General features: G+C 56.5%; 22 protein-coding genes and 1 pseudogene. 6 read left to right on the top strand and 17 right to left on the bottom strand.

Going from position 1 to position 24834, the window contains the following annotated elements; translation table 11 throughout:
• Nucleotides 1-67: 67 nt before the first annotated feature.
• The 3 genes from ACR0DS_RS12970 to ACR0DS_RS12960 all read right to left on the bottom strand — a co-directional run bounded on the left by ACR0DS_RS12970 (nt 68) and on the right by ACR0DS_RS12960 (nt 1811).
• Nucleotides 68-268 (bottom strand): YgaP family membrane protein, encoded by a 201-nt coding sequence (locus ACR0DS_RS12970; RefSeq protein ID WP_480483558.1) that lies wholly within the window; start codon nt 266-268, stop codon nt 68-70.
• A gap of 65 nt (nt 269-333) precedes the next feature.
• A complete protein-coding gene (locus ACR0DS_RS12965) occupies nt 334-975 on the bottom strand; it encodes a Crp/Fnr family transcriptional regulator (protein WP_480487969.1) in 642 nt (213 codons plus the stop codon).
• A gap of 503 nt (nt 976-1478) precedes the next feature.
• A complete protein-coding gene (locus ACR0DS_RS12960) occupies nt 1479-1811 on the bottom strand; it encodes a YegP family protein (protein ID WP_480539187.1) in 333 nt (110 codons plus the stop codon).
• Between the two features lie 78 nt (nt 1812-1889).
• Here ACR0DS_RS12960 and ACR0DS_RS12955 point away from each other — a divergent pair, with 78 nt between their 5' ends.
• Entirely contained in the window at nt 1890-2051 is a 162-nt protein-coding gene (locus tag ACR0DS_RS12955; RefSeq protein WP_480559004.1) for a hypothetical protein, read from the top strand.
• A gap of 9 nt (nt 2052-2060) precedes the next feature.
• Here the strand turns inward: ACR0DS_RS12955 and ACR0DS_RS12950 are convergent, their stop codons facing one another.
• Together ACR0DS_RS12950 and ACR0DS_RS12945 are read right to left on the bottom strand one after the other, a co-directional pair.
• Nucleotides 2061-3692, bottom strand: a complete 1632-nt coding sequence (locus ACR0DS_RS12950) for an arylsulfatase (RefSeq protein ID WP_480559002.1) — start codon at nt 3690-3692, stop codon at nt 2061-2063.
• A gap of 19 nt (nt 3693-3711) precedes the next feature.
• Nucleotides 3712-4548 (bottom strand): TauD/TfdA dioxygenase family protein, encoded by an 837-nt coding sequence (locus ACR0DS_RS12945; RefSeq protein WP_480483563.1) that lies wholly within the window; start codon nt 4546-4548, stop codon nt 3712-3714.
• A 90-nt stretch (nt 4549-4638) separates the two neighbouring features.
• Here ACR0DS_RS12945 and ACR0DS_RS12940 point away from each other — a divergent pair, with 90 nt between their 5' ends.
• The 3 genes from ACR0DS_RS12940 to ACR0DS_RS12930 all read left to right on the top strand — a co-directional run bounded on the left by ACR0DS_RS12940 (nt 4639) and on the right by ACR0DS_RS12930 (nt 8994).
• Nucleotides 4639-5589 carry a LysR family transcriptional regulator gene (locus ACR0DS_RS12940; RefSeq protein WP_480559000.1) on the top strand — a complete coding sequence of 317 codons (951 nt, stop codon included), beginning with the start codon at nt 4639-4641 and terminating at the stop codon, nt 5587-5589.
• A 163-nt stretch (nt 5590-5752) separates the two neighbouring features.
• On the top strand, nt 5753-6700 hold the full coding sequence (locus ACR0DS_RS12935) for a DMT family transporter (protein WP_480483617.1): 948 nt from the start codon (nt 5753-5755) through the stop codon (nt 6698-6700).
• Between the two features lie 266 nt (nt 6701-6966).
• Nucleotides 6967-8994, top strand: coding sequence for an oxidoreductase (locus ACR0DS_RS12930; RefSeq protein ID WP_480558998.1), 2028 nt, complete (start codon nt 6967-6969; stop codon nt 8992-8994).
• Between the two features lie 35 nt (nt 8995-9029).
• Here the strand turns inward: ACR0DS_RS12930 and ACR0DS_RS12925 are convergent.
• Nucleotides 9030-9425: pseudogene (locus ACR0DS_RS12925) on the bottom strand (IS6 family transposase); the annotation flags it as partial.
• Between the two features lie 183 nt (nt 9426-9608).
• Here ACR0DS_RS12925 and ACR0DS_RS12920 point away from each other — a divergent pair.
• Entirely contained in the window at nt 9609-10307 is a 699-nt protein-coding gene (locus tag ACR0DS_RS12920) for an aspartate/glutamate racemase family protein (protein WP_480558996.1), read from the top strand.
• A 19-nt stretch (nt 10308-10326) separates the two neighbouring features.
• The gene (locus tag ACR0DS_RS12915) at nt 10327-11706 is read left to right on the top strand and encodes an NCS1 family transporter (protein ID WP_480483567.1); all 1380 of its coding nucleotides are present in this window, start codon (nt 10327-10329) and stop codon (nt 11704-11706) included.
• 415 nt (nt 11707-12121) lie between these two features.
• Here ACR0DS_RS12915 and ACR0DS_RS12910 read toward each other — a convergent pair whose 3' ends face one another.
• The 11 genes from ACR0DS_RS12910 to ACR0DS_RS12860 all read right to left on the bottom strand — a co-directional run bounded on the left by ACR0DS_RS12910 (nt 12122) and on the right by ACR0DS_RS12860 (nt 24823).
• Complete coding sequence (locus tag ACR0DS_RS12910) at nt 12122-13903, bottom strand: thiamine pyrophosphate-binding protein (protein ID WP_480558994.1); 1782 nt, start codon at nt 13901-13903, stop codon at nt 12122-12124.
• Complete coding sequence (locus tag ACR0DS_RS12905; RefSeq protein ID WP_480558992.1) at nt 13903-15312, bottom strand: aldehyde dehydrogenase family protein; 1410 nt, start codon at nt 15310-15312, stop codon at nt 13903-13905. The genes ACR0DS_RS12910 and ACR0DS_RS12905 overlap by 1 nt, the downstream gene beginning before the upstream one ends.
• A complete protein-coding gene (locus ACR0DS_RS12900; protein ID WP_352996563.1) occupies nt 15293-16207 on the bottom strand; it encodes a sugar phosphate isomerase/epimerase family protein in 915 nt (304 codons plus the stop codon). Before ACR0DS_RS12900 ends, ACR0DS_RS12905 begins: the two co-directional genes overlap by 20 nt.
• A 152-nt stretch (nt 16208-16359) precedes the next feature.
• Entirely contained in the window at nt 16360-17550 is a 1191-nt protein-coding gene (locus ACR0DS_RS12895; protein WP_480483570.1) for a Gfo/Idh/MocA family protein, read from the bottom strand.
• A complete protein-coding gene (locus ACR0DS_RS12890; protein WP_480558990.1) occupies nt 17543-18217 on the bottom strand; it encodes a hypothetical protein in 675 nt (224 codons plus the stop codon). Before ACR0DS_RS12890 ends, ACR0DS_RS12895 begins: the two co-directional genes overlap by 8 nt.
• Complete coding sequence (locus ACR0DS_RS12885; protein WP_480558988.1) at nt 18207-19394, bottom strand: Gfo/Idh/MocA family protein; 1188 nt, start codon at nt 19392-19394, stop codon at nt 18207-18209. Before ACR0DS_RS12885 ends, ACR0DS_RS12890 begins: the two co-directional genes overlap by 11 nt.
• Nucleotides 19384-20199: a citryl-CoA lyase gene (locus tag ACR0DS_RS12880; protein WP_480558986.1), complete on the bottom strand. Its 816-nt coding sequence runs from the start codon at nt 20197-20199 to the stop codon at nt 19384-19386. The genes ACR0DS_RS12885 and ACR0DS_RS12880 overlap by 11 nt, the downstream gene beginning before the upstream one ends.
• On the bottom strand, nt 20196-21068 hold the full coding sequence (locus ACR0DS_RS12875; protein WP_480487954.1) for a shikimate dehydrogenase: 873 nt from the start codon (nt 21066-21068) through the stop codon (nt 20196-20198). The genes ACR0DS_RS12880 and ACR0DS_RS12875 overlap by 4 nt, the downstream gene beginning before the upstream one ends.
• Nucleotide 21069: 1 nt before the next feature.
• Complete coding sequence (locus tag ACR0DS_RS12870; RefSeq protein ID WP_480558984.1) at nt 21070-22956, bottom strand: bifunctional sugar phosphate isomerase/epimerase/4-hydroxyphenylpyruvate dioxygenase family protein; 1887 nt, start codon at nt 22954-22956, stop codon at nt 21070-21072.
• On the bottom strand, nt 22956-24251 hold the full coding sequence (locus tag ACR0DS_RS12865; protein ID WP_170753386.1) for a TRAP transporter large permease: 1296 nt from the start codon (nt 24249-24251) through the stop codon (nt 22956-22958). The genes ACR0DS_RS12870 and ACR0DS_RS12865 overlap by 1 nt, the downstream gene beginning before the upstream one ends.
• Entirely contained in the window at nt 24248-24823 is a 576-nt protein-coding gene (locus ACR0DS_RS12860; RefSeq protein ID WP_480483576.1) for a TRAP transporter small permease, read from the bottom strand. The genes ACR0DS_RS12865 and ACR0DS_RS12860 overlap by 4 nt, the downstream gene beginning before the upstream one ends.
• Nucleotides 24824-24834 lie beyond the last annotated feature (11 nt).

Here is a 24834-nt window from a genome sequence, read left to right as displayed (position 1 = left end):
CCGCGCCCGCTGCGCAACGCCGGGATCCAGAAAATCCCGGTGTTGCACGAGGCAAGGGTTGGTCGTGTTACGGCTTGGCTTGCTTGTTGGTGCACAGACCCAGAAGCGCATAGATCGGACAGAATTTCATGAATGCCGTCACCACAAACACAGCCCCAAGCCAACCCCAGGGGCCGATAGTACCGGTCAGTGCCAGAAGGATCAGCACACCACCGAGGATCAGGCGCAGAATCCGGTCGACAGAACCAACATTAGACGTGAATTGCATGGTCGAATCTCCTTGATTGTCTGGCCCAAGATTCACTGTTTTCCAAGCCATATTATGTGACGAGGTCACACAACCCCCGTTCTGGCATGGTGGTGCAGAGCTGGGCGGTCCTGCAGATAAATCACACCTCGCTCAAGCCTGACCCACCCGCGATGTTCAAAATCCTTGAGGATACGGGACATGACTTCGCGCGCGCTGCCCAGTTCGGCTGCAATGCGCTGGTGCGTGGTGCGAATATCGCCCGAAGTTGCGCCCTGATCCAAAAGCCACTGCGCCAGTTTCAGGTCCATCCGGTTAAGTAGAAGATCATCGATAACCTCGGACAGCTCAACAATGCGTTGTGAAAACGCCATGAAGACCGCGCCCCGAAACTCGGCATCTGTAGCCAGCAACGTGTTGAACTTGTCCCGCCCGATGGCCAGCGCCGTCACCGGCCCCTCGGCATAACCGAACCCTGAATAGGGGATGTCCGACAACATGCACGAGGTCGTCATAACGCAACTGTCGTACGGGCCAACCCGATAAAGAACAACGGTGCGTCCCGACGGACTGGTTTGTTCCACCCGGACGATGCCCGAACGGACGATCAAAAACATCTCACCGTAAGCGCCCGGAGCAAACAGTTGGGATCCGTCTGGTATAGTCAGATTACTTCCTGCGGACTTGAGCCGGTCGAGAATGGCCTGGCTCCAGTTCTGTTGGGTCACTGCTCTACCTCCGTCTCACACTCACTCCCGGATTTTTAGCCTTGGGGACCTCGCGAGCAAACCCAATTGCCTGTGACAAACCCACCCGCGCGGAACCAAAGTTGACAATTCTACTACGGTCTTAATAGCGGCAGCATCAGTGGAGATGGCGACTCGATTGGCCTGCCAGTTGGGCGAAATGCTGAAATGGACGGAGTCCAGGGGAGATCTGCCTTTAGCGGATCATGTTTTTCAGCTTAATGGTCGTCAGGGCAAATGCGGTTGAAGCAAAGGATTTGATTGCCAGCATGGGTCTGGATCCTCTGTCGCTAAAACGCCGTTTTATTCGGTAGGCACGGATTTGAAACAGAATCGAAACGAAACGCTTCACGATGCGTTCGCGCCTACGGGTTGATTGATGTGTGCTTTCGGCTTGGTTGTTCAAGCCTTTGTGCGAGATGCGTCGATGCATCTCGCCTTCGCAGTTTACACAAATGGAAGTGGTAAAAAGTTACCGTGTCAGGTCACGTCAGATCGTCGACACGTGCGTCAGGTGCGTTCCGTTTGACGGAATCGATCCCGTTATCCCGCCCTGAAGTGCTGGTATAGCTCTCGCTGGTGCCGATCACCTGACCGTTGCTGGCCTTCAAGTTGAACATATGACCGCCGGATTTGGTTTCCTTGCGCTCGTACCGGCTGTCATCCGGCGCGTTCTTCTTGACTGACTCGATCCCGTTCGTGGCACTCGCCTTTTGAACATATCCTTCACTGGCCAGAATGATTTCACCATTCCCTGCTTTCAGACGAAACCGAAATTCACCAGCCTTGTCTTTATATATCTCGAACTTCCCGGCCATTTGACGCCTACTCCTCTGTTCTACTTTCGATTTTTTCAAATACATTCCTATAATTAAACATTCGTCTCAAGAAAAAAGATGAGGCGAGCAATCTACCCAGAGCAAGATACCGCCAAAGTCACAGGTAAGATCGAAATGGATGATCTGATGCTGGCTTCGGTTCCATTCGTTACACTTCGCCTGAACTGGCAGGATGCGAGCAAACCCGTCCTTTACCAAGGGACCTCAGCAGCCACCTAGCGATCAGCTTCAGCCATCCGCGTTCTCCATCCCCCACGCCGCCAGCAGTTTCGGCAACGCTTCGTTCCAGTCCATCACGCCGACGGTTTCCGCCCAAGCCAGGTATTGGTGGATCATGTCTTTCTCAAGGGCGGCGTTGCGGCCCGCTAGGTCGGTCAGCTCGGTACGGTCGGCCTCGATGTCGTAAAGCTCCCAGGGGCGGTCATGCAGTCGAACCAGCTTGAACTGGCCCAACCGGATGGCGGCATTGCCCTCGTGCTCCCAGAAGATCGGCTGCTCGCGCTGCCAGTCCTTGCCCTTCATAAGACCTAGCAGAGATTCCCCTTGCAACGGTTGGATATCATGACCGCCCACCTCTGTCTGATAGGCGCCTCCGGTGGCTTCCAGGATGGTCGGCAGAATATCGACCACATGGCAAGCTGCATGAGCCGTGCCGCGCGGTTCGAACCCATTTGGCCAATGGGCCACCAGTGGGGTGGAGATACCGCCCTCGTGGACATAATGCTTGTAGAGCCGGAACGGCGCATTGGAGACATTGGCCCACGGTTTGTCATAGCTCTGGAAGGTTTGGGCATCGCCGGGGCGCAGACCGGTCACATTGCCCATGGTGATCTGCTTGCCGTCATGGGTGCGGTCGGGATAGAACTTAGCCCAGCCGTCCTCGGCCATGAATTCGGCGCAGCCGCCGTTGTCTGACAGGAACAGGATCAGCGTGTTGTCGAACTGACCGAGCCGTTTCAGGGCCGCAACCAGCGTGCCGATCGACTGATCCATTCGGTCAACCATCGCCGCGTAGGTGGCCATCTTGCTGGCCTCCCAGTCCCGGTTCTGTTCCTGCTCCCAACCATGTACAGTGCTGTCGCGGGGCGAGATGTCCCAGCCGCGCTGGAACACTCCCTGACTGTTCATGGTTTCATGGCGCGCGGTGCGAATATGGTCCCAGCCTTTTGAATAGACCCCATCGTATTTTGCGATGTCCTCAGGGTGGGCGTGCAACGGCCAGTGCGGCGCTGTGTGGGCTAGGTAAAGGAAGAAGGGTTTTTCTTCCGCCACAGCGCTTTCGATCATACCAATAGCCTTTTGGGTGATGGCGTCGGTGAAGTAGAAGTCATCGGGGAAGGTTTCGACCCGACTGTCATCCTCCAGCATGTAATGCGGCGAAAAGAAATGTGTGGCCCCATCCATGATCCCGTAAAACCGGTCAAAGCCGCGTTGGCGCGGGGTTGGGTGTTCGACGTCGCCAACCCGCCAACTGTCCACCTTGCGGGCTTCAAAATCACCCGCCACATGCCATTTCCCCGACATCAGCGTGGCATAACCGCTGGCGCGCAGATGCTCGGCAATCGTGGCACTGTCATTGCGCAGGAAGCCCTGATAGGCAGGGGTGCCCAGATTGGCGCCCATGTGGCCAACGCCTGCATTATGCGGATACAGCCCGGTCAGAAGCGAAGCACGGGTGGGGCAGCAGCGGGCGCAGTTGTACATCGCCGACAGCATAACGCCGCCCCGCGCAAGGGCGTCGATGTTGGGGGTCTGGATTTCAGAACCGGTGCAGCCAAGATCGGCAAATCCCATGTCGTCCGCAAGGATCAGGATGACATTGGGCCGGCTGGTTGCTGCCTGTGAGTTGAAGTGGGTCATTGCGATACTTTCGCTAAGGTCAGGCCGCAGCAGCGGGCGCGAGGGGAACGCCCTCAACAGTGACACGATGCATCAGGCGGCGGAAGCCGTGATAATCATTGATCGCCTTATGCCAGGTGGCGCGGTTGTCCCACATGGTAATGTCACCGGCCTGCCAGCGCACACGGCATTGGAACTCGGGTTGCTGGCAATGGGCATAGAGCATGGCCAGAAGCGCCTCAGACTCAGCCGGGGCCAAACCCTCGATACGGGTTGTGAAGACCGGGTTCACAAAAAGGCCACGCCGTCGGCTCAGGGGATGCGTGATAACGACCGGATGCCGGGCGTCCTGGATTGCGGCCTCTGCATTGCCCAGACGTCCTGACTTTACTGCCTCGCTATCCATTACGGCAGCGCCGAACACATGCCGCGAGGAATGCACGGCCGTCAGCTCGCCGAGAAACCGGCGCATCGGGGCCGAAAGCGCCTCGTAGGCGGCCCCCATTGAGACAAACAGCGTATCGCCGCCGTAAGGCGGCATTTCGATCGCATGCAAAATCGAGCCCATCGCCGGTTCCTGATCGTAGGAATGATCGGTATGCCAACCTTCTCCAACGGCTTCTTTCTGGTTCTTCTCTTTCAGCACCATGGCGATCTCGGGGTGCCCTTTGACCGGCTTGAAGAACCGGTTCACGTTGACCGGCCCGAAACGGCGGGCAAAGGCGAGGTGATCTTCCGGGCCCACATCCTGCCCCCTCAGCACAATCACCGAGTATTTGGCAAATGCGCGCTGAATGGCGTCAAAATCTGCATCGCTGCGGACATCCGCACCCAGAATTTCGGCACCCAGCCCCCCCGTCAGAGGAAGAATCTCCATGTGAGTCTCCTGTTTGTCCCAAAAGCAGCATAGGGCTTGTCAAAAGGTCGGTAAAACTGATTTAATACACCTCAAAAGTCAGTTTTTTAGATGATTAATTTCACCCTTCGCCAACTCGCCTACCTGTCAGAAACCGCCCGGCGGGGCGGTATTGCCCAGGCTGCTCGGCAATTGAATGTTTCTCCCGCCGCGATTGCCTCAGCGGTGGACAAACTGGAGGCGACCACCGGCCTGACCCTGTTCGACCGCTTTCCGGCGCAAGGTATGCGGCTGACGCCTGCGGGAAAGGAGTTTTTCGCCCAGGCTGAGGCGCTGCTGGCGCAGGCCGCGGCGCTGGACAGGCAGGCCGAGAACCTGGCGTCAGGACGCACTGGCAGGATCCACATCGGCACTCATCACGCACTGGCACAGCGCATCGTCCTGCCTGCGGTGCTTGCCTTCCGCGAAAGCTACCCAGACGTTCGTGTCGAGGTGAAGGAAGCGGATTATCCGACCTTGGTGGACGCACTGGATGGTGGCGAAGTGGATGCGCTGGTGGTTTTTGACCAGGGGTTCGATCTCAAGCGGCATGAGGCAGAAGTGCTGCTGGAGCTGCCGCCCCTGGTTCTGCTGTCAGGCGAACACCCTTTGGCAGCAAAAGCCCGGATCAGCCTGTCCGACCTGATCGGACTGCCCTATATCGCTGTATCACCAGCCGGGCCCGGCCCTAGCTATCTTCAACTGCTGCAGGCCGCAGGCGTTCACCCCGAAGTGCCATTCCAATCCCAATCACGCGAGCTTGTTCAGGCCTACGTCGGCAAGGGGTTCGGCTTCACCCTGGCAGGCTTCCCGCCCAAGCAGGATCGCACGATTGAAGGCGACCCCATCGTTGCGCGACCGCTCGAGGAAAGCATCGGACACTACAGGGTGGTGATTGCCCGCTCTCGCCAAACAGTGCAGACAGCGTTGATTGACCGGTTTCTAGAGATTTGCAGGTCGCCGATCTCTGTGCCTAGCCTTGCAGGTAAACCGTTGAATGAAAAAGCCAGTACATCTCGTTAGCGAAACCTGAAACAAGGCAGTTGATGCTGCCGTGCGGGTCATGGAACCTGCGGTTCGCTGCATGAGCAAACTCCTACTCTGCCCGAGCTCGGGAATATCGGGACTTTTGCCTGGCGTCGCATTGAGAACAGACACGCATTTGGCGACAGTTCTTCATGATGAGATGACCTCAGCTGATTCCACACCTCAATCCACGGATCGCACCCTTGCGGGCGTTGCACTGATGCTTGGATTTTGCCTGACTGCTCCCTTGCTCGATGTAGCTGCCAAGCTCGCATCGGCCAGTGTGCCGGTTGGGCAGATAACGGCCGCTCGCTTTGTATTGCAATGTGCGTTGATGGGACCGTTTGTCTGGAAAATGGGACTGTCATTGCGTGTCGCGAGCGGTGAATTGATGGTACTTGTATTCCGCTCAATACTTTTGCTGTTCGCGACTTTTTGTTTCATTACGGCTATCCGAGTGATGCCGCTTGCTGATGCCCTTGCCATCGTGTTTGTGGCACCGTTCATTGTCTTGCTGGTCGGCAAGTTTTACCTTGGTGAAGATGTCGGTCCTCGTCGCGTCGGGGCAGCTCTTGTAGGGTTTGTCGGCGTATTGTTCGTCATCCAACCCAGCTTCGCGGCTTTCGGCGCAGTGGCAATTATTCCTCTCGGTACGGCTGTTGCTTTCGCTTTCTACATTCTTGTGACGCGGGGCTTGTCGCGACGGATGCACCCGGTGGCTCTGCAATTTCACACTGGCCTGGTTGCCAGTCTGTTTTGCATTCCAATCTTATTGGTTGCGCAAGGTTCTGGTTCCGAACTTTTCGATCCCGTTTGGCCGAAAGACATTGCACTGTTGTGGCTTCTTGGGACCGGTTTTTTTGCGACGGTAAGCCACATGATGATGACTTATGCGCTGTCATTTGCCCCGTCTGCCACATTGGCTCCTTTGCAGTATTTTGAGCTGCCGGTAGCAACCTTGTTTGGCTACCTTGTCTTCAATGACTTTCCGAACAGGCTTAGCCTGCTTGGCATTGCCATCATCATCGGTGCAGGTCTGTACATGATACATCGCGAAAGAGTTACTGCCAGACAGTTGATCACAGCGCGCGCAGCACCTCCAATCTAAGATTGCACGTGATTGCAACCTTGTGCAGACCTTGATGGATCGAGCGGCCCCTGCCAGGTTCCCTTCTGTGCTCAAAGGGTGTTCCACCATTGGATTTCCTGGTCGGGTCGCCTTTTCATACAGCAATGTCGGAAGCAGTGAATTCTTACGCATAGCTTCCCAAGTAAAGTGCTTTCGACAACCAAACTCATCAGGTGTTGAAACTGACCAGCGGAGCCGACCCTGGACAGTTTTCAAACAGCAGATTTGGCCGAAGGGGCACGAAAGTGGCGCACCTACTCGATTCGTTTCAATTGAAACACCTGACTTTGCGCAACCGCATCGTCAGCACGTCCCATGCGCCGAATTTTGTTGAAGATGGCCATCCCCGGGACCGCTACAGGTTGTATCACGAGGAAAAGGCAAAGGGCGGGGTTGCCCTGACCATGGTCGGTGGGTCGACCAATATCGCCCCTGATAGCCCATCGGTGTTCGGCCAGCTTTATGCCGGTGATGACAGCGTCATTCCATGGTTTCGGAAACTAACGGATGGCGTTCACGAACATGGTGCCGCGATCATGTGTCAGATCACTCATATGGGGCGCCGCACTGCATGGGATGATGGCCATTGGCTGCCTGTCATAGCTCCGTCCAGTATCCGCGAACGTGCACATCGTGCCTTTCCCAAGGCCATGGAACAAGAAGACATCAACCGCGTGATTGACGATTTCGCAGCCGCTGCGCGTCGCTGTCAGCAAGGAGGATTCGACGGGATCGAGCTCCTGTCCCACTCACACCTTCTGGGGCAATTCCTGTCCCCGCTGACAAACAAGCGCGACGATGACTATGGTGGAACGCTGGAGAACCGCATGCGCCTGACCTTGCAGGTGCTCGACGCCGTGCGCGCCGAAGTCGGCGCTGATTTCATCCTGTCGATGCGCATCACCGGCGATGAACTGAAAGAAGGTGGGCTGAGCGCTGAAGAATGCATTGCCGCAGCCAGGATGCTGGAAAAATCCAGCGATGTCGACCTGCTCAACATCCTCGCCGGCGCGCCCTATGATGATCTGGGTTTGGCTGAATGGGTGCGCCCCATGGGCCTGCCGGCGGCACCGCATATCACCGTGGCCGGGCGCATCCGTGATGCCGTCGATTTGCCTATCCTGCACGCAGGAGGGATTGCGGATATTGCCACGGCCCGCCACGCGGTCTCCGGCGGCCATGTCGATCTGGTGGGCATGACCCGCGCACAGATGGCAGATCCCTATCTGGTAGAAAAACTCGCGCGGGGGGAAGAAGAACGCATCCGCCCCTGTGTCGGCTTGGGCTACTGCGTGGACCGGGTCAATCAGGGCAAACCTGCCGTTTGCGGACACAATGCCGCCACGGGGCGTGAGCAGACCTTGCCTCATATCATCGCCTACAGCGACACCCGAAAGAAAGTTGTTGTCGTCGGCGGCGGGCCCGGCGGACTGGAGGCCGCACGGGTCTGCGCCCTGCGCGGTCACGAAGTCGTGCTGTTCGAGGCATCGGATCGGCTGGGCGGGCAGTTGGTTCTGGCCTCTAAAGGGAAAACGCGCAGACAGGTCTGGGGCGTAGCTGACTGGTTGATTTCCGAAGTGACTTTGCTTGGGATCGATATCCGCTTGAACACCTATGCCGAAGCTGATGACGTGATATCCGAAGCCCCCGATTTGGTGATCGTTGCAACAGGCGGCTGGCCCGAAACCACAGTTATCCCCGGCGGCGACCTGGCAATTTCCAGTTGGGACGTGTTGTTGGGCGAGGCACGTGTCTCGGGCGAGGTGCTGTTGTTCGATGAAGTCGGCGACCACCCTGCGGCTGTAACTGCCGACGCGCTGGCGGGCAATGGTTGCAGTGTAAATCTTGTAACCCCGGACCGGGCACTTCTGCATGACCTTGGCCCAACGACCTCTGCCGTCGCCTTACGCGATCTGGCCGCCAATGGAGTTACCTTCACCTGCCTGCAAGAGCTTACCTCCCTGGTGCGCGAAGATGATGGAGTTCGCGCCAGCCTGCGTCATGTGTTGACGGGGGATGTCACTGAACGTCTTGTTGATCACGTAGTCGTAGAACATGGCCTGTCCCCAATGGACGGACTTTTTCACGATCTCAAACCAAGCTCGCGGAACCACGGGCAGGTTGAACACAAGGCGCTTATTGGTGGGACATTTCCATTCGTTGACACCAATCTAAGCGGCCGTTTCCATTTGGCCCGAATTGGCGACGCAGTTACAAGCCGAAATATACACGCCGCAATTCTCGATGCATTGCGGATATGTGTAACTGTCTGAAAGAAATTTCACTTCTTTGCTGACCAATGGAGGAAGCCAAGACGCTTTATCAGGCGGCGCAACAACCGTTTTGCGGCCCGTTTGTCCCGCTTCGGTTGGAGTATTTCGTCCAGCACGATGCCATGCTGATCGACCGCGCGCCAAAGCCAATACCTGCGACCAGCGATTTTCACGACAACTTCATCGAGATGCCAGACATCACCAGGACGGTCCTGACTTAGTCGCAAGTTTCGAGCCATCATCCGTCCGAACTTGATCACGCAACGCCGGACAGTCTCGTAAGAAACGCCGATCCCGCGCGCAAGCAGCATCTCTTCAACTTCGCGAAGGCTCAAATTGAAGCGGAAATACAGCCACACAGAGTGGGCAATGATCTGAGGCGGAAATCGGTGACGCTTGTAGCTGTTGGACGATGGATTCACCAATGCGATCTATGTCCAAATCCAGACACGAGCAACCGATCTAGGGTTAACCTGACAACACCCCTGTCATTCTGCCCCCAGTCGGAACAGACGCCATCTAGGCATCGGTAACGCCTTGACAATTTAAGTTAACATTTTTTTTGGAATCGTTACCACTGTTTGTTAACAATTTATATCGTCAAGGGAGATCACATGGAAATTCTAGTTGTAAACCCCAACTCTACTGAATCGATGACACGCAAGATCATCACGTCCGCCCAGGCGGCCGCGAGTGCCGGTGTCGTGATCAGAGGCGCTACCGCGCAAGGCGCACCGGCGAGTATCGAAGGGCATTTCGACGAAGCGATGTCAGTTCCCGGCCTTCTGTCCTGCGTGCAAGCCGCAGAAGACCAGCAGGTCGATGGCATTGTCGTTGCTTGTTTAGATGATCCCGGTATCGGCGCTTGCCGCGAGATCGCGACGGGCCCTGTCATCGGAATCTGCGAAGCTGCGGTGAAGGCGGCGAGCATGCTTGCCACCTCGTTCTCGGTCGTCACCACTTTGCCGCGGTCAGTGCCCATCATCGAACACATGATCCATGGCTATGGCCTGTCGCATCAATGCCGGCGGGTTCGGTCAGCAGAGATCCCTGTTTTGGCCTTGGAAGAGCCCGGCTCGAACGCGCGCGAAAAGATCCGCGAGGAAATCCTGCGCGCGATTGAGGAAGATCGTTGCGAAGCAATTGTTCTGGGATGTGCGGGGATGGCCGATTTGACCGCGTGGCTCAGCGAAGAGACCGGCATTCCTGTGATCGATGGCGTGAGCGTGGCAACCCGCATGATCGAAGCGCTGGTCGGTTGCGGCCTAAAGACCAGCAAAATCAATGCCTACGCCCGGCCAAAACTAAAATAACCTGTCATCGGAGGAGAAAATGACAATCAAATCAGACACGGCCGACACGGTCGCTATGTCGCACGACGATCACGTAACCCATATCGAACACAAGGCGATCGGGGAAGAGAGCCTGGCACCGCAAGAGACGCGGATCATGGACCCGTGGTCCTATCTTTTCGCGTGGCTTGGCGGATGTGTTTCCATCGGAACATTTACTATCGGGTCGGGCTTGGTCGGTACGCTGAACCTCCTGCAGACCTTTGTCGCTATCGCCATCGGCTGCACGGTGATCGGGCTCGCGCTAATGATCAACGGTCAGGCCGGTCACAAATATGGCATTCCGTTCATGGTACAGGCCCGGTCCGCCTTTGGCTTTGCGGGCACTCGGATTCCGGCGCTGGTGCGTTCGGTTCCCGCTATCGTCTGGTTCGGGTTCCAGAGTTGGATCGGCGCGGGCGCACTCAACCTCGTGTCGGAAACGCTCCTCGGTTATTCGAACATGTGGGCGTTCTTTATCGGCTTCCAGTTCCTTCAGATCGGTCTTTCGGTGCTTGGGTTTCACGGGATCAAGTGGCTCGAGAATATCGGATCGATCTTCATCATCGCGTCGCTGATCTACATGTTCTTTAGCGTCATCAACAAATACGGCGAAGAAATCTCGACCAATCTGGTAAATGTCGAGGGCACCTGGGGTGCACCGTTCTGGGGGGCAACCATGCTCTTCCTTGGGATCTACAGTACGATGATGCTGAACGTATCGGACTATTCGCGCGAATTGCGTCGGAGCGTTGGGCCGCTAAGGCAGGTCGCGATCTATGCCAATTCGATCCTGCCGGCGACACTTTTTATGGGCCTCATTGGGCTGATGGTGTCCGGTGCTACCGGTGAAGTTGATCCAATCAAGGTGTTTTCGAGCGCTGTCGACAACAAGCTGCTGCTGGTCGTAACGCTCCTGTTCATTGCTTTTGCTCAGGTCACAACGAACATCCTGAACAACGTCGTCCCTCCCGCCTATGCGCTGATGGATGTCTTCAAGATCAAATTCAAAACCTCTGCAGTGATCGTCGGCTTGCTCGCCTTCTGCACTTTCCCGTGGGAACTTGTAAAAGATGAGTCCGCGGCAGGCCTGAGCATTTTCATTCAGACCTACTCGGCTTTCCTAGGTCCCATCTTCGCGATCCTTGTCGTCGATTACTTCGTGCTGCGCAAACAGACGCTTGATCTTGACAAGCTCTATGATCCGGAAGGCCCCTATAACGGCGTGAACTGGGCTGCCGTGATCGCCATGGGTGTCGGAGTTGTCGCGGCCCTGATCTTTTCGGGGATCTCCTGGTACGCAAGTCTGATCCCGGCGGGTCTGACCTACTACGTGCTGATGCACCACCTGCCGAGCGCGAAAAGGTTTCTCGACGCATAGTCGATGACCCATCCGCCAAAAGAAGGCTCGCGTCATTGCGGGCCTTCTTTCTTAGGCATTTACTGCTCGCCGCCATCAAAAAACAGTCACGTACCGGGTAGCTAATAAGCGCCTTGGCCTAAACGACGCGCCCGGCCCTAGGCTGCCGTTGGCTGCCTGTTGGTGATGCTGCGACGCATCCCGTCGTATCTGCCATTCGCTGCGAGAGAGAAAACTTGGACGCTAAGAACGCACATACTTCAGCGTTATTGCAATTTGACATTATCTCACGTGCTTCGTTGAGAATAACTAACCAACAAAAAAGTTCAGACACATAACAACGAAGACTGCGCCGCGACGGAGCTGTTGATATCTGCTCGAACACGGATGAGCATTGAAACAAGAAACTGGGCGCGTCTGAACGCGCCCAGTTTCGTCAAGTCGCGACGTGAGATACCTCTTTGTCCGGTGAGTATATGTCTAAGATGTTCCAATGTCCCGTCGTTGGTGTTGGGTTGTTGATCATTGGGACATCAAGAACGGTTGGTTTGCCGCTGGCGATTGCCGCTTCCAATGCGGGCAACAATTCATCAGCAGCACAGAGCCTGTGCCCTTCTGCACCATAAGCTCTTGCAATATCCGCATAACCCGGTCCGTTTGCAGGAGCTGCGGCTGATCCAGGGAACGTGGTCCCGTATGTCAGACCGTAATGCGCCTTTTGAAGGCCCGCGATAGTGCCGAAGGCGTTGTTGTTCATAACCAGCCAGATGATGCCCAGATCATGCTCGACCGCGGTTGCCAGCATCGACGGGTTCTGACCGAACCCCCCATCGCCAACAAGACTTATCACCACACGGTCAGGGGCTGCCAGTTTTGCGCCGATCGCTCCCGGAGGGCCAAAGCCCATCGTCGCGAATCCACCCGGGGTCAGGATTGAACCGGGTGCCAGGATATCAAATTGTTGTCCGACGCCGTTCTTGTTCCATCCCACGTCCGTAGTGATAATGGCATCCTCGGGCAGTGCCTTGCGGGTATCTGCCAAAATACGTTCGGGCATCATCGGAAAGGACGACGAGGTCGCCATGTCCACGTTGCGCGCTTTGAAGTTCGTTCGGAAGTCGGTGATCTTCTGTTCCAGCGCGGGGCGTTTGAAGCCCTCAGGATACATCTCGCGGGCAACTCGGTTGACGACGCGCAAAGCGGCCTTGGCGTCAGCAACGACTCCGATCTCGGTGGGATAGTTCCGTCCAATCTCTTGCGGTTCAATGTCGATATGGATGACCTTTGAGCCAGGAATGTTGAACGTGTAACCAGGATACCAGCTGGAGCAATCGGCCTCTTTGAACCGGGTTCCGACAGCAAAGATGTAATCCGCATTCAGGCAAGACTGGTTGACCAGCTCGGTGCCCCAAAACCCGGTCATTCCCAGCACAAGCGGATGGTCGTCGCGCAGTGCGCCTTTACCCATCAAAGAATGCGCGACTGGTAGGCCCATGTGCTCCACAAAGGCGCGTAATTCCTCGCTGGCCTGTGCCAGTAGAATACCACCACCGACATAAGCGACCGGACTTTGAGCCTGCGCCAACGCTTCGACAATCTCTCGCGCTGTTTCATCGTCAATCGACGGTTTTTTGAGCGCGCGCGTGTTGTCGCGGATACGGTCGAAACTGTCCGAGGGGATCACCTCGGAGAAGATGTCCATCGGCACGTTGACCAGCACTGGCCCGGGCTGGCCGCTTTCGGCCAGATGAAACGCCTTTTCCAGAATTTCGGCCATCAGGTCTGCCCGATCGACCCGCCAGGCGCGTTTGACAAAGGGACGATAGATCTCCCACTGGGCGGCGTCTGCATGGAGGTTCACTTCCTGATGTGGATGTTTACCGTAGTAGTGCGTTGGAATGTCGCCCGCGATCACGACCATCGGGATACAGTCCAGTGCGGCGTTGGCGACCCCGGTTGCACAATTGGTCAGCCCCGGGGAGAGATGGGACAGCACCACCGAGGCCTTGCCCGTCACACGGGCATATGCGTCCGCTGCGTGGCTGGCGATTTGTTCGTGCCGTACGGTGACGAAATCGATGGGGCTTTCCGCCAACGCGGCCAGAACCGCAATGTTCGTGTGCCCGCACAGGCCAAATACATGCTTGACCTCGCGACGTTCGAGAAAGTCGACGATGTGTTCGGCAACGGTTTTGCCTTCCAGTTTCGCTCCGTCCATCACGCGACCTCCTGTCCGTAGAACTCACCGAACAGGTCCGGCTCCGAGGGGCGATCCTCGGGGATGGGACGGCTGACCCAGGTGTAGTTCATCATGTGTTTCATGGTGACATTTTCATTGGTAATGTTGCCGCCCCAGATGCCGCAACCTAGGCTGCTGGTCATAGGCATGCCATTGGTCCAGGCACCCGCATTGGCCTTGGACTGAGGCTGTCGCACCATCATGCGGCTGACCGGAGCCAGGCGCGCCAACCGGTCGATGTGATCGTCATTGTGGCTGTAGATGCCGCAGGAATGGCCCTTGCCTCCGGTGTTGTAAATCTGGCTGACCGTTTCCAGCGCGTCATCGAAAGTGTCAAAGTGATATAGCGCCATCAGCGTGGTCAGTTTTTCCTTCGAGAACTTGTGCTGCGGCCCGATTTGCCCCTGATTTTCAACCATCAGGAACTTGCGATCTTCGGGGATCGAGAAACCGGCGACCTTGGCCGTTTGCTGAGGCGGACAGGCGATAGTCGGGAAGGTACGGTTTCCTTTCTCATCCCACATGGCAGCTTCGAGCATGGCCTTCTCTTTGGTTGAACACAGGTATCCACCTTCGGCCTCAAGCGCCTTTACCATATCGTCGTAAACCGAGCGCTGGATGATGATGTTACCGTCGGCCGAACAACCCGAACCAAAGTCAGACGTCTTGGAAATTCGTGTGCTCTGAGCGGCGATGTCCAGGTCGGCAGTCTCATCGATGACGATGGATGAATTGCCCGCGCCGACGCCAAAGGCCGGGCGCCCTGAACTGTACGCCGCTTTGACCATGGGCTTGCCGCCCGTTGCCAGCGTCAGATCACAGATCTCCATCAAATGTTGCGTCAATGGGATCGACGGTTTGCGAATGGATTGAAACAGATCCTCGGGGGCATCAGCGGCACGGCAGGCCGCTCGCATGACCTCGACCATCTCGAAGGTGGTATGAGCGGTTCGCGGATGCGGACTGAAGATAACAGCATTCCGGGCGTTGGCGGCGGAAACACCGGTCACCGGTGGTGTCATCGCTGGATTGGTCATCGGAATCAGAGATGCGATCACACCGGCAGGCTTGGCATATTTTACCAGACCCTTTTCTTCGTCTACTTCGACGATCCCGGTCGATGGTGTCCGCAAGACGTCACGCAACACCATGTGAATCTTAAATCGCTTGGCAGGACGCCCTTCGCGATCTCCGATACCGCTTTCGTCCACGCCTTGCTGGGCCAGACGCGTGAAGGTTTTCTCGTTCCCCGCATACCATGCAATGGCCTGAGACAGGCGGTCCAACCTGCCCTGATCCCAATCCTCGATCTCGGCCATGGCAGCGCGGGCGCGTGCCAGCATATCGGCCGCCATGTTGCGGTCGTTTTCAGTGAGCTCTTTGCCCATGATGATCCTCTTGGTGTTTTGGAATTGCAGCATCGGGCATACGACGCTGTGACCGCGCCTCGCCGAATGTTCGCTTGGCGTGGCTGAGACAGCGACGCGCGTGTTCTTCATATCCCAACTCGGCCACGCGGCTTTGGTTGGGCAGTTCGATGGAATAGTCGACGGGTGGCATCCGTTCGATGATGCCTGTGAAATCGATCCATCCCTCACCGGGATATAGCCGCGCATCGCGGGCCAGTTGGATCATGCCCTCACGCGTATCGGCGATGCCGGGCAGGCAATCAGAGATATGCAGGAAGTGAAACAGGTCCGAGGGAACGTGCAACAGCTCACCAAGATCTACGCGGCTGAGGTGCAGGTAGAGCGTATCGACCAGAATACCGCCGTTGGGCTGATCAGAGGCGCGGACAATGTCCAGTGCTTCATCCAGCGTGCGCAAGCGGGAGAAGCTCGGGAACTCCAAGTCCACCGTTAATCCGTAGGGCGCTGCCAGTTCGCAGGTTTCGGAATAGACGTCGATCAGAAAATCACGATCATCGCGGGTGTTTGTCCACGCGCTCATAATCATGCGTTTGGCGCCCAACTCCCCGCCAATCTCAAGAGAAGGCTCAAAACTGCGTGGATCGACATCTTCGGTGATGCGTGCAAGCTCGACATCAAGGACCTTCAATCCGGTGGTAGAGAGAGCCGTTTTGGTGGCCTGCACCTGTGCCTTGTCGATTGGGGATTGAGTGAATTCGCCGGGCACATGCATCGGAATGAATCGGGGGCTGACGGCATCGTAACCGGCCCGTGCGGCGATATAGACCAACTCGGGCGGCGTACAGCCAATCAGCGTCAGATGCGCCAAGGAATAGAGAGAGGGGCTTGCGCCAGCCTCTTCGGGTTTCACCATGAACGACAGCTCCACGTGTCTGCGAATCTAAAATTCATCACACGTAGTCAAAAATATCTGATATTTTTTAAAATATCAACTTCAATACTTAACAGAAATGAAAACGCCCGGGCAACGCCCCGGGCGTGTATTACATTCGTGTAGGCAGACCCTTAGAGAGTGACCCAGTCCCCTCCGGACTGGTGAGAGCGCACAGAGGCGTCAATGAATCGAACACCGTCTGCGCCTTGTTCGACACTGGGATAAGCAAGCCAATCGGCCGGAACGGTTACGCCATCCCGACGCGCGGCTACGGCCATCGCAAGTTCCGTATAGAGGTTGGCCCAAGCTTCGATAATCCCTTCAGGGAAGCCGCGCGCGGTACGGATCAAACGTTCTGCGCCGGGTCCGATACCATGCCCGAGACCTCGGCTGATGATATGATCCGGTTCACCAAACCGATTGAATTTCAGCCGCTCCGAGTTCTCTAGGTCCCACTCGAGGCCTCCTTCGTTCCCGAATATGCGCAGGCGCAACCCACCCCGGTTTCCGGGGGCAAGGCGTGTTGCCATCAAGGTTCCGGGGACTTCATTTTGGTAACGGGTGAACATGAACACCGTGTCTTCCAAAGGCTTTGGCGCGCCGCAGACATGAAACTCGGCCCGCAGGTCGGTCAAGGGCAGGCCGGAAACAAAACTGGCGAGATGCGCGGCATGGGTGCCGATATCGCCGACACAGCTGGTTGGACCAGAAATATTGGGGTCCAGCCGCCACTTTACATGAGGCGCATCGGCCACATCTTCGGGCGTCATCCAGTCTTGCATGAACTCGACATGGATCTGGTTGATTTTGCCGATGCCCCCGTCGGCCACGATCTGCTTGGCCTGCCGTATCACCGGAAAACATGACATCGCATAACCGACAGCAAAGATGTGTCCCGTGCGCGCGGTAATCTCCTCAAGCCCCTCGGCCTCGGCGACTTCGTTGGTCAGGGGCTTGTCGCACAACACGTCAATGCCCGCTTCCAGAAACGCTTTGGCCGCTTCAAAATGAACGTGGTTCGGGGTCGTGATCATGACGGCATCTATGCCATCCGTGCGTGCCGCCTCGGCCTGTGCCATCTCTTCGAAAGACGCGTAGCACCGTTCGGCCGGCAGGAACCACTCGGCCCCACGCGCCTTACTGCGCGCTGTGTCAGAACTGAGTGCTCCTGCGACGACCTCCCACCGGTCGGTCATCCGCGCGGATGATGCTTGCGTGACAGAGATCCGTCCTCCACCAACAACGCCCAACCGCAAACGGCGAGACAAGCGGGGGAAAGGGCCGTCGAACTTCAGGTCTTCGGGTAAAAGTCTCTCAGCCATTCTCAACCTCCATTTCCGGGACCAGTTCGCCCTCGGATAGTATTTCCACCGCCATGAAGATACCGGGGGTGATCGTCTCGTATTGATGCCAGGGATAATTGCCTTCGGCGTCATACATAGGTTTGTGGGTCGCGCCCGGGGCCATGAATTCTTCGAGATACAGGGTCTCGACATCCCGTTCGCGACATTGCTGCATTTTGCCGAAGCCAACGATCTGCGTATGCACTTCGCGAAACCCAGGTACCGGGCAGAACGGATGATCCTTATGCAATCCGGCATTCAAAGGGACCGAGCCGGAATGGTACATGGTCAGTCCAACGTTACCCACGAAGACCTTCGGCGACATGTAGTGGCTGACGCCACGCAGACGCTCCTCTTGGCGAACATCGAAAGCAGATGGCCATGTATCTTTCACCCATGCGAACAACTCGTTGTCATTGGAATGGGCGTCGAAACCGTGGACAATGACTGCACGTTCCACGCCGCTAAGCGTGCTGTCTTGCACGATCACAGAGGAAAGCGGTGCAATGGTCTGATCCTCGACAGAGAGATTTCGCCCCCCAAGGTTAAGGACGATGGCGCGACCCTCGATAGAAATTCTGCGCTCGTCAGTTATGTGCTGGACGCGAAAGAATGGCTGGGCAAAGTCGAGTGTCTCAATCGGCATGGGCCGACTCCTTCCTCTCACCGTTCAGAAAATCGACCGGCAAAGGCTCCGGAGCCGCGCACCGGCTTTCTATCGTCTGATAGGCACCGAATTTCGGTGCCCGCTCAATTGCGTCCATGACCTCGAAAACGTGGTAAGCAAGCGCTCCACTTGCACGGGGTTGGCGTCCTTCTTGTGCCGCCAGGGCGAGGTCCAAAAGACCGAGCCCGCGGCTATCTTCGTTAAACCCATGTCTGTTTTCAACAACCTGCCAGTCTTCACGACCGGTTGGACGGGGCTGATGAGACCAGCGTGAGGTCTCCCGCGTTTTCAGCCAGACATCCCCCTGAAACATGTTGGCGCCATGAACCGGGTCAGGGTCAGGGATACTGATGGTGCCGTTTTCACCATAGATCTCGAACCGCGGAGTTTCGCTGTCCCAGACGTCGAAGCTCATGGTCATCGACCCTATTGCTCCGGAAGAGAACTGCAGCAGGCTTAGGGAGTGCGTGTCCACCTCGACATTCATCCATTCGCCGTTGCGAGGGCCGTTTTCGATCATCCTTTTGTCAAACGTGCGCCGAGCCATTCCGGCAACGCGGTCAACGGGACCAAGGCAGTAGATCATAGCGGTCAGGTAGTACGGCCCAAGGTCCAGCAATGGCCCACCACCCGCCATATAGTAGAAATCCGGGTTGGGGTGGTGGCGCTCCGTCCCGTGGGTCCCGACATGGGCAAAAATCCCTGTTGGTTTCCCGATAGCGCCTTCATCGATCAAGCGCCGAACGGTCTGCCAACGACCGCCCAGAAACGTGTCGGGTGCGCAACCGACCAGTAGCCCCTTTTCAGTGGCAGTGTGCAGGATCGCCTTTCCGTCCGTTCGATTCATAACCAGCGGCTTCTCGGAATAGACGTGCTTGCCGGCCTCCAACGCGCGCAAACTGATTTCCGCATGCGCCGCCGGAATTGTCAGATTCAGAACGCAGTCAATCGTCGGATCGTCAAACACTTCATCTGGTGTGCAGGCCTGGGCGACACCGTATTGATCCGCTTTGGCGCGGCTTTCCGAAGGATCAAGGCTTGCACAAGCCACGACCTCGACGTTTGAGAATTTGGATAGCGTTTTTAGATAGATATCGCTGATACGACCACAACCGATAAGGCCGACCCGGAAGGATTTCGATGTCTCACGTGTCATCATTCCTGTCTTCGTAGAGAGGTAAGTAATTCGGGGGCATGGGCCCTTTGTTGCGGCCACCCTGGTTCATCTGCTCCCAAGCGTGGGCGAGTATTCCGACCGAGCGGGACAGGCAGAACAGCCCCCGCGACAAGGGCGCGGGAAAGCCAAGTTCGCAGAAGATCACAGCTGTCGCGCCATCAATATTCATGGCAATTGGCCGACCGCCGCGTTGACGGCCGAGTTCAGCCTGAACCTCTTCTCCGATATCAGCAAAGCGACCCGAAACAGTGCCTTCATCTGCCGCATCACGAACAAGTTGCATCAGCCGGGGCGCGCGCGGGTCGACGGGCTTGTGAAAACGGTGGCCAAAGCCCGAGACGATCTTGCCGTACGTCTCGCGCCAGCTGTCCAGACCGTCCTGAACAGCATTATTCAGCGATGCCCCAGCATCCATGCGTTCCGAGATATCATAGTAAAGCTCGGCGCATTGTTCGCCTGCTCCGCCATGCACATCGCCCAGCATGTTCACCGCAGTCGCCATCGCATTATTGAGACCTACCCCGCAGGTGGCAGCCATGCGCGCCGCCGCGATTGAGGGGGCCTGTGGGCCGTGATCCACGCCTGCGACCAAAGCGGCTTCGAACAGACGCGCTTGTGCGTCGCTGGGCAGATCGCCCCGCACCATCAGCCAGATCATCTGCGGGAAAGAAACGTTCCCGATCAGATCCTCAATTGCGTTGCCACGAAACGCGATCTTGCCGGGTTTCATGTCAATGATGGATGTGCGCCACCATTGGCGGATTGCGTGCTCGTCGTTTGTCATACCGTTGCACCTCTAAACTCGCGCATGCGCTGCTGACGAAGTGAATCGAAAACGTTTTGAAGGCGACTGATTGAGGCGGTGCAGCCGGTGAAGATCTCAAAAGACGCTGCAGCCTGATGAACCGCCATTCCAGCACCATTCATCACTTTCAACCCAGTTGCGCGGGCCCTGCTCAGTAGGTGTGTCTCAAGCGGGAAATATACGATGTCTGCCACCCATGCATCGGGCCGCAACAGGGATGGTTCAATGACTGTTCCGGGGTACTTGTCCATTCCAAGTGGTGTTGCGTTGACCACTCCGTCCACAAGTTCGATCCGATCCAACGAAATCGAAGGGGAACCCTGAATCTTTGCATAAGGGCGCAAGACCTCTAGTCGACTGACCAGCGCCTGCGCTCGGCGGAGGTCAGGATCAATAATCTCCAGGTCTCGAACACCTGAATCAAGCAAAGCCAAAGAGACTGCACTGCCCGCGCCACCAGCACCAAACATGAGAACCGTTTCAGTCTTCGATGATCCCAAAGAATCTCCGAAGGCACTGTGGAAACCTATGTAGTCGGTGTTGTGGCCAACCATTCGGTCGTCACAAAAAACCACCGCGTTGACAGCTTGAAGCTCCTCAGCAGTCTTGGAAAGCTCATCAAGATGATCAATGACTGATGCTTTGTAGGGATGCGTCACGTTGACCGCCGCGCAGCCTAATTCAACGGAATAATGCAGTAAATCAGCGACCGACATTCCACGAAATGGCTCTTTTGCAGTGTCGATCCTACCGTAGCTCAGATCGATACCCTGCGCCCGACCTTCTGCCTCGTGCATCTCAGGCGTCATGGAGCCAGCAATACCTTGGCCGATTAGTGCCGCCTTCATTTCAGGTTGTTCCTTCCGCCATGTGGTGTCGCGCTTGGGCCGCCAATCGGAACGCAGCATTGCGCGCGCCATAGCCGGAGTAGCCAGATCGGCGCTCAACAATTTCAAAGAAGAAGCCGTTAAAGATAGGTCGGCTGTAGATCTGAAAATACTCGGAACCCGCTGCGCGATCGTAGAGAATGTTATCCCTACGCATTTGGGCGATCAGGTCTTCACTTAACCCGAATGTCGCTTGCAGATCAGCGTAGTAGTTTTCTGGGATGGACAGGTTGGGAAAGCCGGACTTCCGCAATTGGGCTGAGGTTTCAAATATGTCGTCCGACTGGAAGGCTATGTGCTGAACACCGGCGCCAAAACCGTCTTCAAGGAATGAAGCCGCCAGTGTTCGACGCCCAACTGCACCATTCAGGTTTAAACGCACTTCGCCCTCGGGGCTTTCGATGGCTTGGCTTTGCACAACACCTGAAGGGTCGGCAACGTTCACGATCGGGGATTTTGCCATCTCAAAAGTCGAAATGTAATAGAGCAGCCAGCTTTGCATCTCATCGTTACGCATCGTCTGCGCCAGATGGTCGATGCGGCGCAGACCGGCAGGCTGGATCGCTTTGGTCTTGGCGACTGGCTCGAACTCGATGTCCCAAACCCGATGCAGATCGGATTTCTCATCTATGAAATGGACAACATTGCCACCAACACCTCGGATGGCCGGGATGTCCAGTTCCCCAGTCCCTACCGGCTGTGAGAAATTCGGCGCGCCCAACGCGGTCGCTCGCTGAACCGTCTGATCCGCATCTTTGACACGCAACCCCATGTCACACACGGAGGGGCCGTGACCCAGGAACGCCGAATGGGCGAAACCTTCCTTTTCGGTATTCACAACGATGTTTATCGCGCCCTGCCGCCACAGCTCGACGGACTTGGTTACGTGTTTTCGCTCCATTCGAAAACACATTGTTGACAGCATATCTGCCAGCTGCGCGCCGCTTGTTTCGTCGGCTGTAAATTCGACGAATTCGAAGCCTGACGCATAGACGCGTTCCGGCAGGTCCGGGATGCCGAAATCTGTTCCCGGTTCGGTCCGGGAAACCTCATCTAACAGGTTCACCAGCGACCTGTAGCTGTCTCGGGCCAGTGTCAGGCCACCGGGTTGAGGAGCTGCTTCATTGACACGCGCAATAGACCAAGGCCCCTTGTACCCAGCGCGGGACAACACCCGCACAAAGCCCGCAAGGTTCAGCGACCCAAGCCCCGGCAGAAGCCCAAAGTGCCGTTTGAGCCTGCGAATATCCATCTCAAGTCGGGGTGCATCGGATAGCTGCACATGGAACAGCCGATCTCCGGGAATGTCCCGAAGGCGGGCTGGTTTGGACCCGTCGGCAAGCGAGAAGAAGGAATTCAAGGCCAACCCCAAATAAGGGCTGTCGATAGCTTCAACGACGCCTAACGCCTGTTCATCCGAGTGAATAATATCCGACCATGGCAAGCCCATATAAGCCAGACGCAACCCCATTGCCTTTGCTATTTCGGCCGCCTCGCCAAGATCTGCGATTACCTGTTCTTCGGTCGCAGCGGCATCGACCTCGAATGCGGACCCAATTAGCAGCAGATCCGTACCCAACTCGCTCATCAGGTCGAGTTTGCGCTTCAGTCGATCAAAGGCGCGTTCCCGTCCGCCGCCAGACTGACCTTCAAGGTTATGGAAAGGTTGCAGCAGGCAAATCTTCAGGCCGAGATCTGATGCAATGTTCCGAATTTGCGATGGCGGCCCGTCAAAAGCGGTCAAGTCCGGTTCGTGTAATTCGACACCCCCGAATCCCGCGTCAGCGATAGTGCTTAGTTTTTCGGCCAGATCACCGGGGATCGACGTTGTCGAAACCGAGAGGCACATTATCCCTGATATCCAAACATACGCGGCAACCACAGGACCAAATCAGGCATCAGTATCATGATCACCAGGGCGAAGATAAGAACCGCGAGGAAGGCCCAGATTTCCGAGATGATTTCGCGTAGCGGAATGTCCGTCACGGCGTTGATCACAAAGAGCAGAATGCCATAGGGCGGCGTGATCAGACCGATCATCGAGTTCACGACGACAAGCACCCCGAAATGCACCAGATCAATCCCAAGCGCCTCGCAGGTTGGAATGAACAGGGGCACAATCACTAGGATGATCGTTGTTGCGTCTAACACACATCCCAGCGCGAGGATCAGCAGGTTTACGAGGATCAGGAACACAATCGGGCTAACATCGGAACCCTCCAGCAGCGCCGAGATAGACTGCGGTATTTGTTCCTGGATGACGATGAAGTTCAGAATGAACGCGCCACCAATGACAACCCCGACGGCTGCGGAAGAGCGCGCGCTGTCGACGAACACCTGATAAAGGCCGCGAAAGGTCAGCGCTCGGTAGAACAACGCTGCCAGTAGCAGGGCGTAGAATGCAGCTACGGCGGCAGCTTCAGTCGGAGTGGTGACGCCCCCATATATGCCGTAGAGCAGGATTGCGGGCATAAGCAGTGCCGGAAATGCGTTGGCGGTTTTAGCCGGCAACTCGCGCAGTGGAACAGGTTCTTCCAATGCAAAGTTCCGCTTTCCAGCCAGATAATAGTTCATCGCCATGAGGACGACGCCCATGATCAGGCCCGGCAGAATACCGGCGAGAAACAGCGACCCGATGGAGGCCTTGGAAACGAGCGCGTACAAAACCATCGGGATAGAGGGCGGAATAATAGGGCCGATCGTTGCCGACGCCGCCGTGATTGCAGCTGCGTAGCCTCGGCTGTAGCGGCCATCCTTGGTCATCATTTCAATGATGATCTTCCCGATCCCCGCAGCATCCGCGACGGCCGAGCCGGACATACCCGAAAAGATCAGTGACGCTACCACGTTTACGTGCCCGAGGCCGCCCTTGAAACGACCGACAGCAGCGACGCAGAAGTTCAAAAGACGGTCCGTGATCGATCCAGCGTTCATGATATTCGCGGCGACGATGAACAAAGGCACGGCAAGCAGGATCGTGCTTTTGTAAAAGCCTTGCAGGATCTTCTCGCCCGCGAGGGCGACGTCCAGTCCGGCCGTGCCCAGGTACACTAATGAGGCCAGGAGGATGGAATAGCCGATAGGTGTCCCGATGCCTGCCAGAAGAAAGAGAGCGAGCAGGCAGGAAAGAAGTTCAAAACTCATTTTTTAACTTCCTCATCCTTTTCGACGTCGACACGGGGATGATCGTCAACCACGTTGTACCCAACGACCAGTTCCAACTCTGTCTTTGGTGGGCCATTGCGCATGACGTCGAAGAATAGCCACGCGTAGCGCGCTGCGACGACCAGCATGAATACCGCGTAAATCGAGAATACTGTGCGCAGCGGTATCTTCTCACCGGAGAACGGATTGCGGACAGTCGATGTCTTGCGGATTTTCATCCAGTCGATGTAATCCCACGTCGGAAGGAAGCTGTAGAGCATACCGACTACGATCGCTGCGGCCGCCAGCATCGCAAAGACCTGCCGCACGCGCATCGGCACCGAAAGATAGATGATGTCGAACTTCACGTGATCCCGTTCGCGCACGATGAAAGCGCAGCTGAAGAAAATCACCCAGACCCAAAGAATGCCGATCAGTTCCAGCGTCCAGCCTGCTGGGGTGAAGAAGTACCGTAGTAGAATTTGGAGAAGGAAGATAAGGAAGATTGCCGCCAGCATCCCGCCGGCAATCGCTTCGGTCAGTCGGGAGAACCCCTTCATAAAGGCCTTCATTATGGTTCTCC

The organism is Ruegeria sp. AF5 (assembly GCF_056541905.1).
The sequence above is the reverse complement of the archived record's forward strand: the minus strand, read 5'-3'. Positions and strand labels throughout refer to the sequence as shown.

Coding starts and splice junctions, on each gene's coding strand:
- ACR0DS_RS12895 (WP_480483570.1), bottom strand. CDS start 17,550: ATGGCTGAGAGACTTTTACCCGAAGACCTGAAGTTCGACGGCCCTTTC.
- ACR0DS_RS12940 (WP_480559000.1), top strand. CDS start 4,639: ATGATTAATTTCACCCTTCGCCAACTCGCCTACCTGTCAGAAACCGCC.
- ACR0DS_RS12905 (WP_480558992.1), bottom strand. CDS start 15,312: ATGGGCAAAGAGCTCACTGAAAACGACCGCAACATGGCGGCCGATATG.
- ACR0DS_RS12945 (WP_480483563.1), bottom strand. CDS start 4,548: ATGGAGATTCTTCCTCTGACGGGGGGGCTGGGTGCCGAAATTCTGGGT.
- ACR0DS_RS12935 (WP_480483617.1), top strand. CDS start 5,753: ATGACCTCAGCTGATTCCACACCTCAATCCACGGATCGCACCCTTGCG.
- ACR0DS_RS12865 (WP_170753386.1), bottom strand. CDS start 24,251: ATGAGTTTTGAACTTCTTTCCTGCCTGCTCGCTCTCTTTCTTCTGGCA.
- ACR0DS_RS12970 (WP_480483558.1), bottom strand. CDS start 268: ATGCAATTCACGTCTAATGTTGGTTCTGTCGACCGGATTCTGCGCCTG.
- ACR0DS_RS12960 (WP_480539187.1), bottom strand. CDS start 1,811: ATGGCCGGGAAGTTCGAGATATATAAAGACAAGGCTGGTGAATTTCGG.
- ACR0DS_RS12860 (WP_480483576.1), bottom strand. CDS start 24,823: ATGAAGGCCTTTATGAAGGGGTTCTCCCGACTGACCGAAGCGATTGCC.
- ACR0DS_RS12955 (WP_480559004.1), top strand. CDS start 1,890: ATGAGGCGAGCAATCTACCCAGAGCAAGATACCGCCAAAGTCACAGGT.
- ACR0DS_RS12875 (WP_480487954.1), bottom strand. CDS start 21,068: ATGAAGGCGGCACTAATCGGCCAAGGTATTGCTGGCTCCATGACGCCT.
- ACR0DS_RS12890 (WP_480558990.1), bottom strand. CDS start 18,217: ATGCCGATTGAGACACTCGACTTTGCCCAGCCATTCTTTCGCGTCCAG.
- ACR0DS_RS12920 (WP_480558996.1), top strand. CDS start 9,609: ATGGAAATTCTAGTTGTAAACCCCAACTCTACTGAATCGATGACACGC.
- ACR0DS_RS12870 (WP_480558984.1), bottom strand. CDS start 22,956: ATGTGCCTCTCGGTTTCGACAACGTCGATCCCCGGTGATCTGGCCGAA.
- ACR0DS_RS12950 (WP_480559002.1), bottom strand. CDS start 3,692: ATGACCCACTTCAACTCACAGGCAGCAACCAGCCGGCCCAATGTCATC.
- ACR0DS_RS12910 (WP_480558994.1), bottom strand. CDS start 13,903: ATGGACGGAGCGAAACTGGAAGGCAAAACCGTTGCCGAACACATCGTC.
- ACR0DS_RS12900 (WP_352996563.1), bottom strand. CDS start 16,207: ATGGTGAAACCCGAAGAGGCTGGCGCAAGCCCCTCTCTCTATTCCTTG.
- ACR0DS_RS12880 (WP_480558986.1), bottom strand. CDS start 20,199: ATGACAAACGACGAGCACGCAATCCGCCAATGGTGGCGCACATCCATC.
- ACR0DS_RS12885 (WP_480558988.1), bottom strand. CDS start 19,394: ATGACACGTGAGACATCGAAATCCTTCCGGGTCGGCCTTATCGGTTGT.
- ACR0DS_RS12915 (WP_480483567.1), top strand. CDS start 10,327: ATGACAATCAAATCAGACACGGCCGACACGGTCGCTATGTCGCACGAC.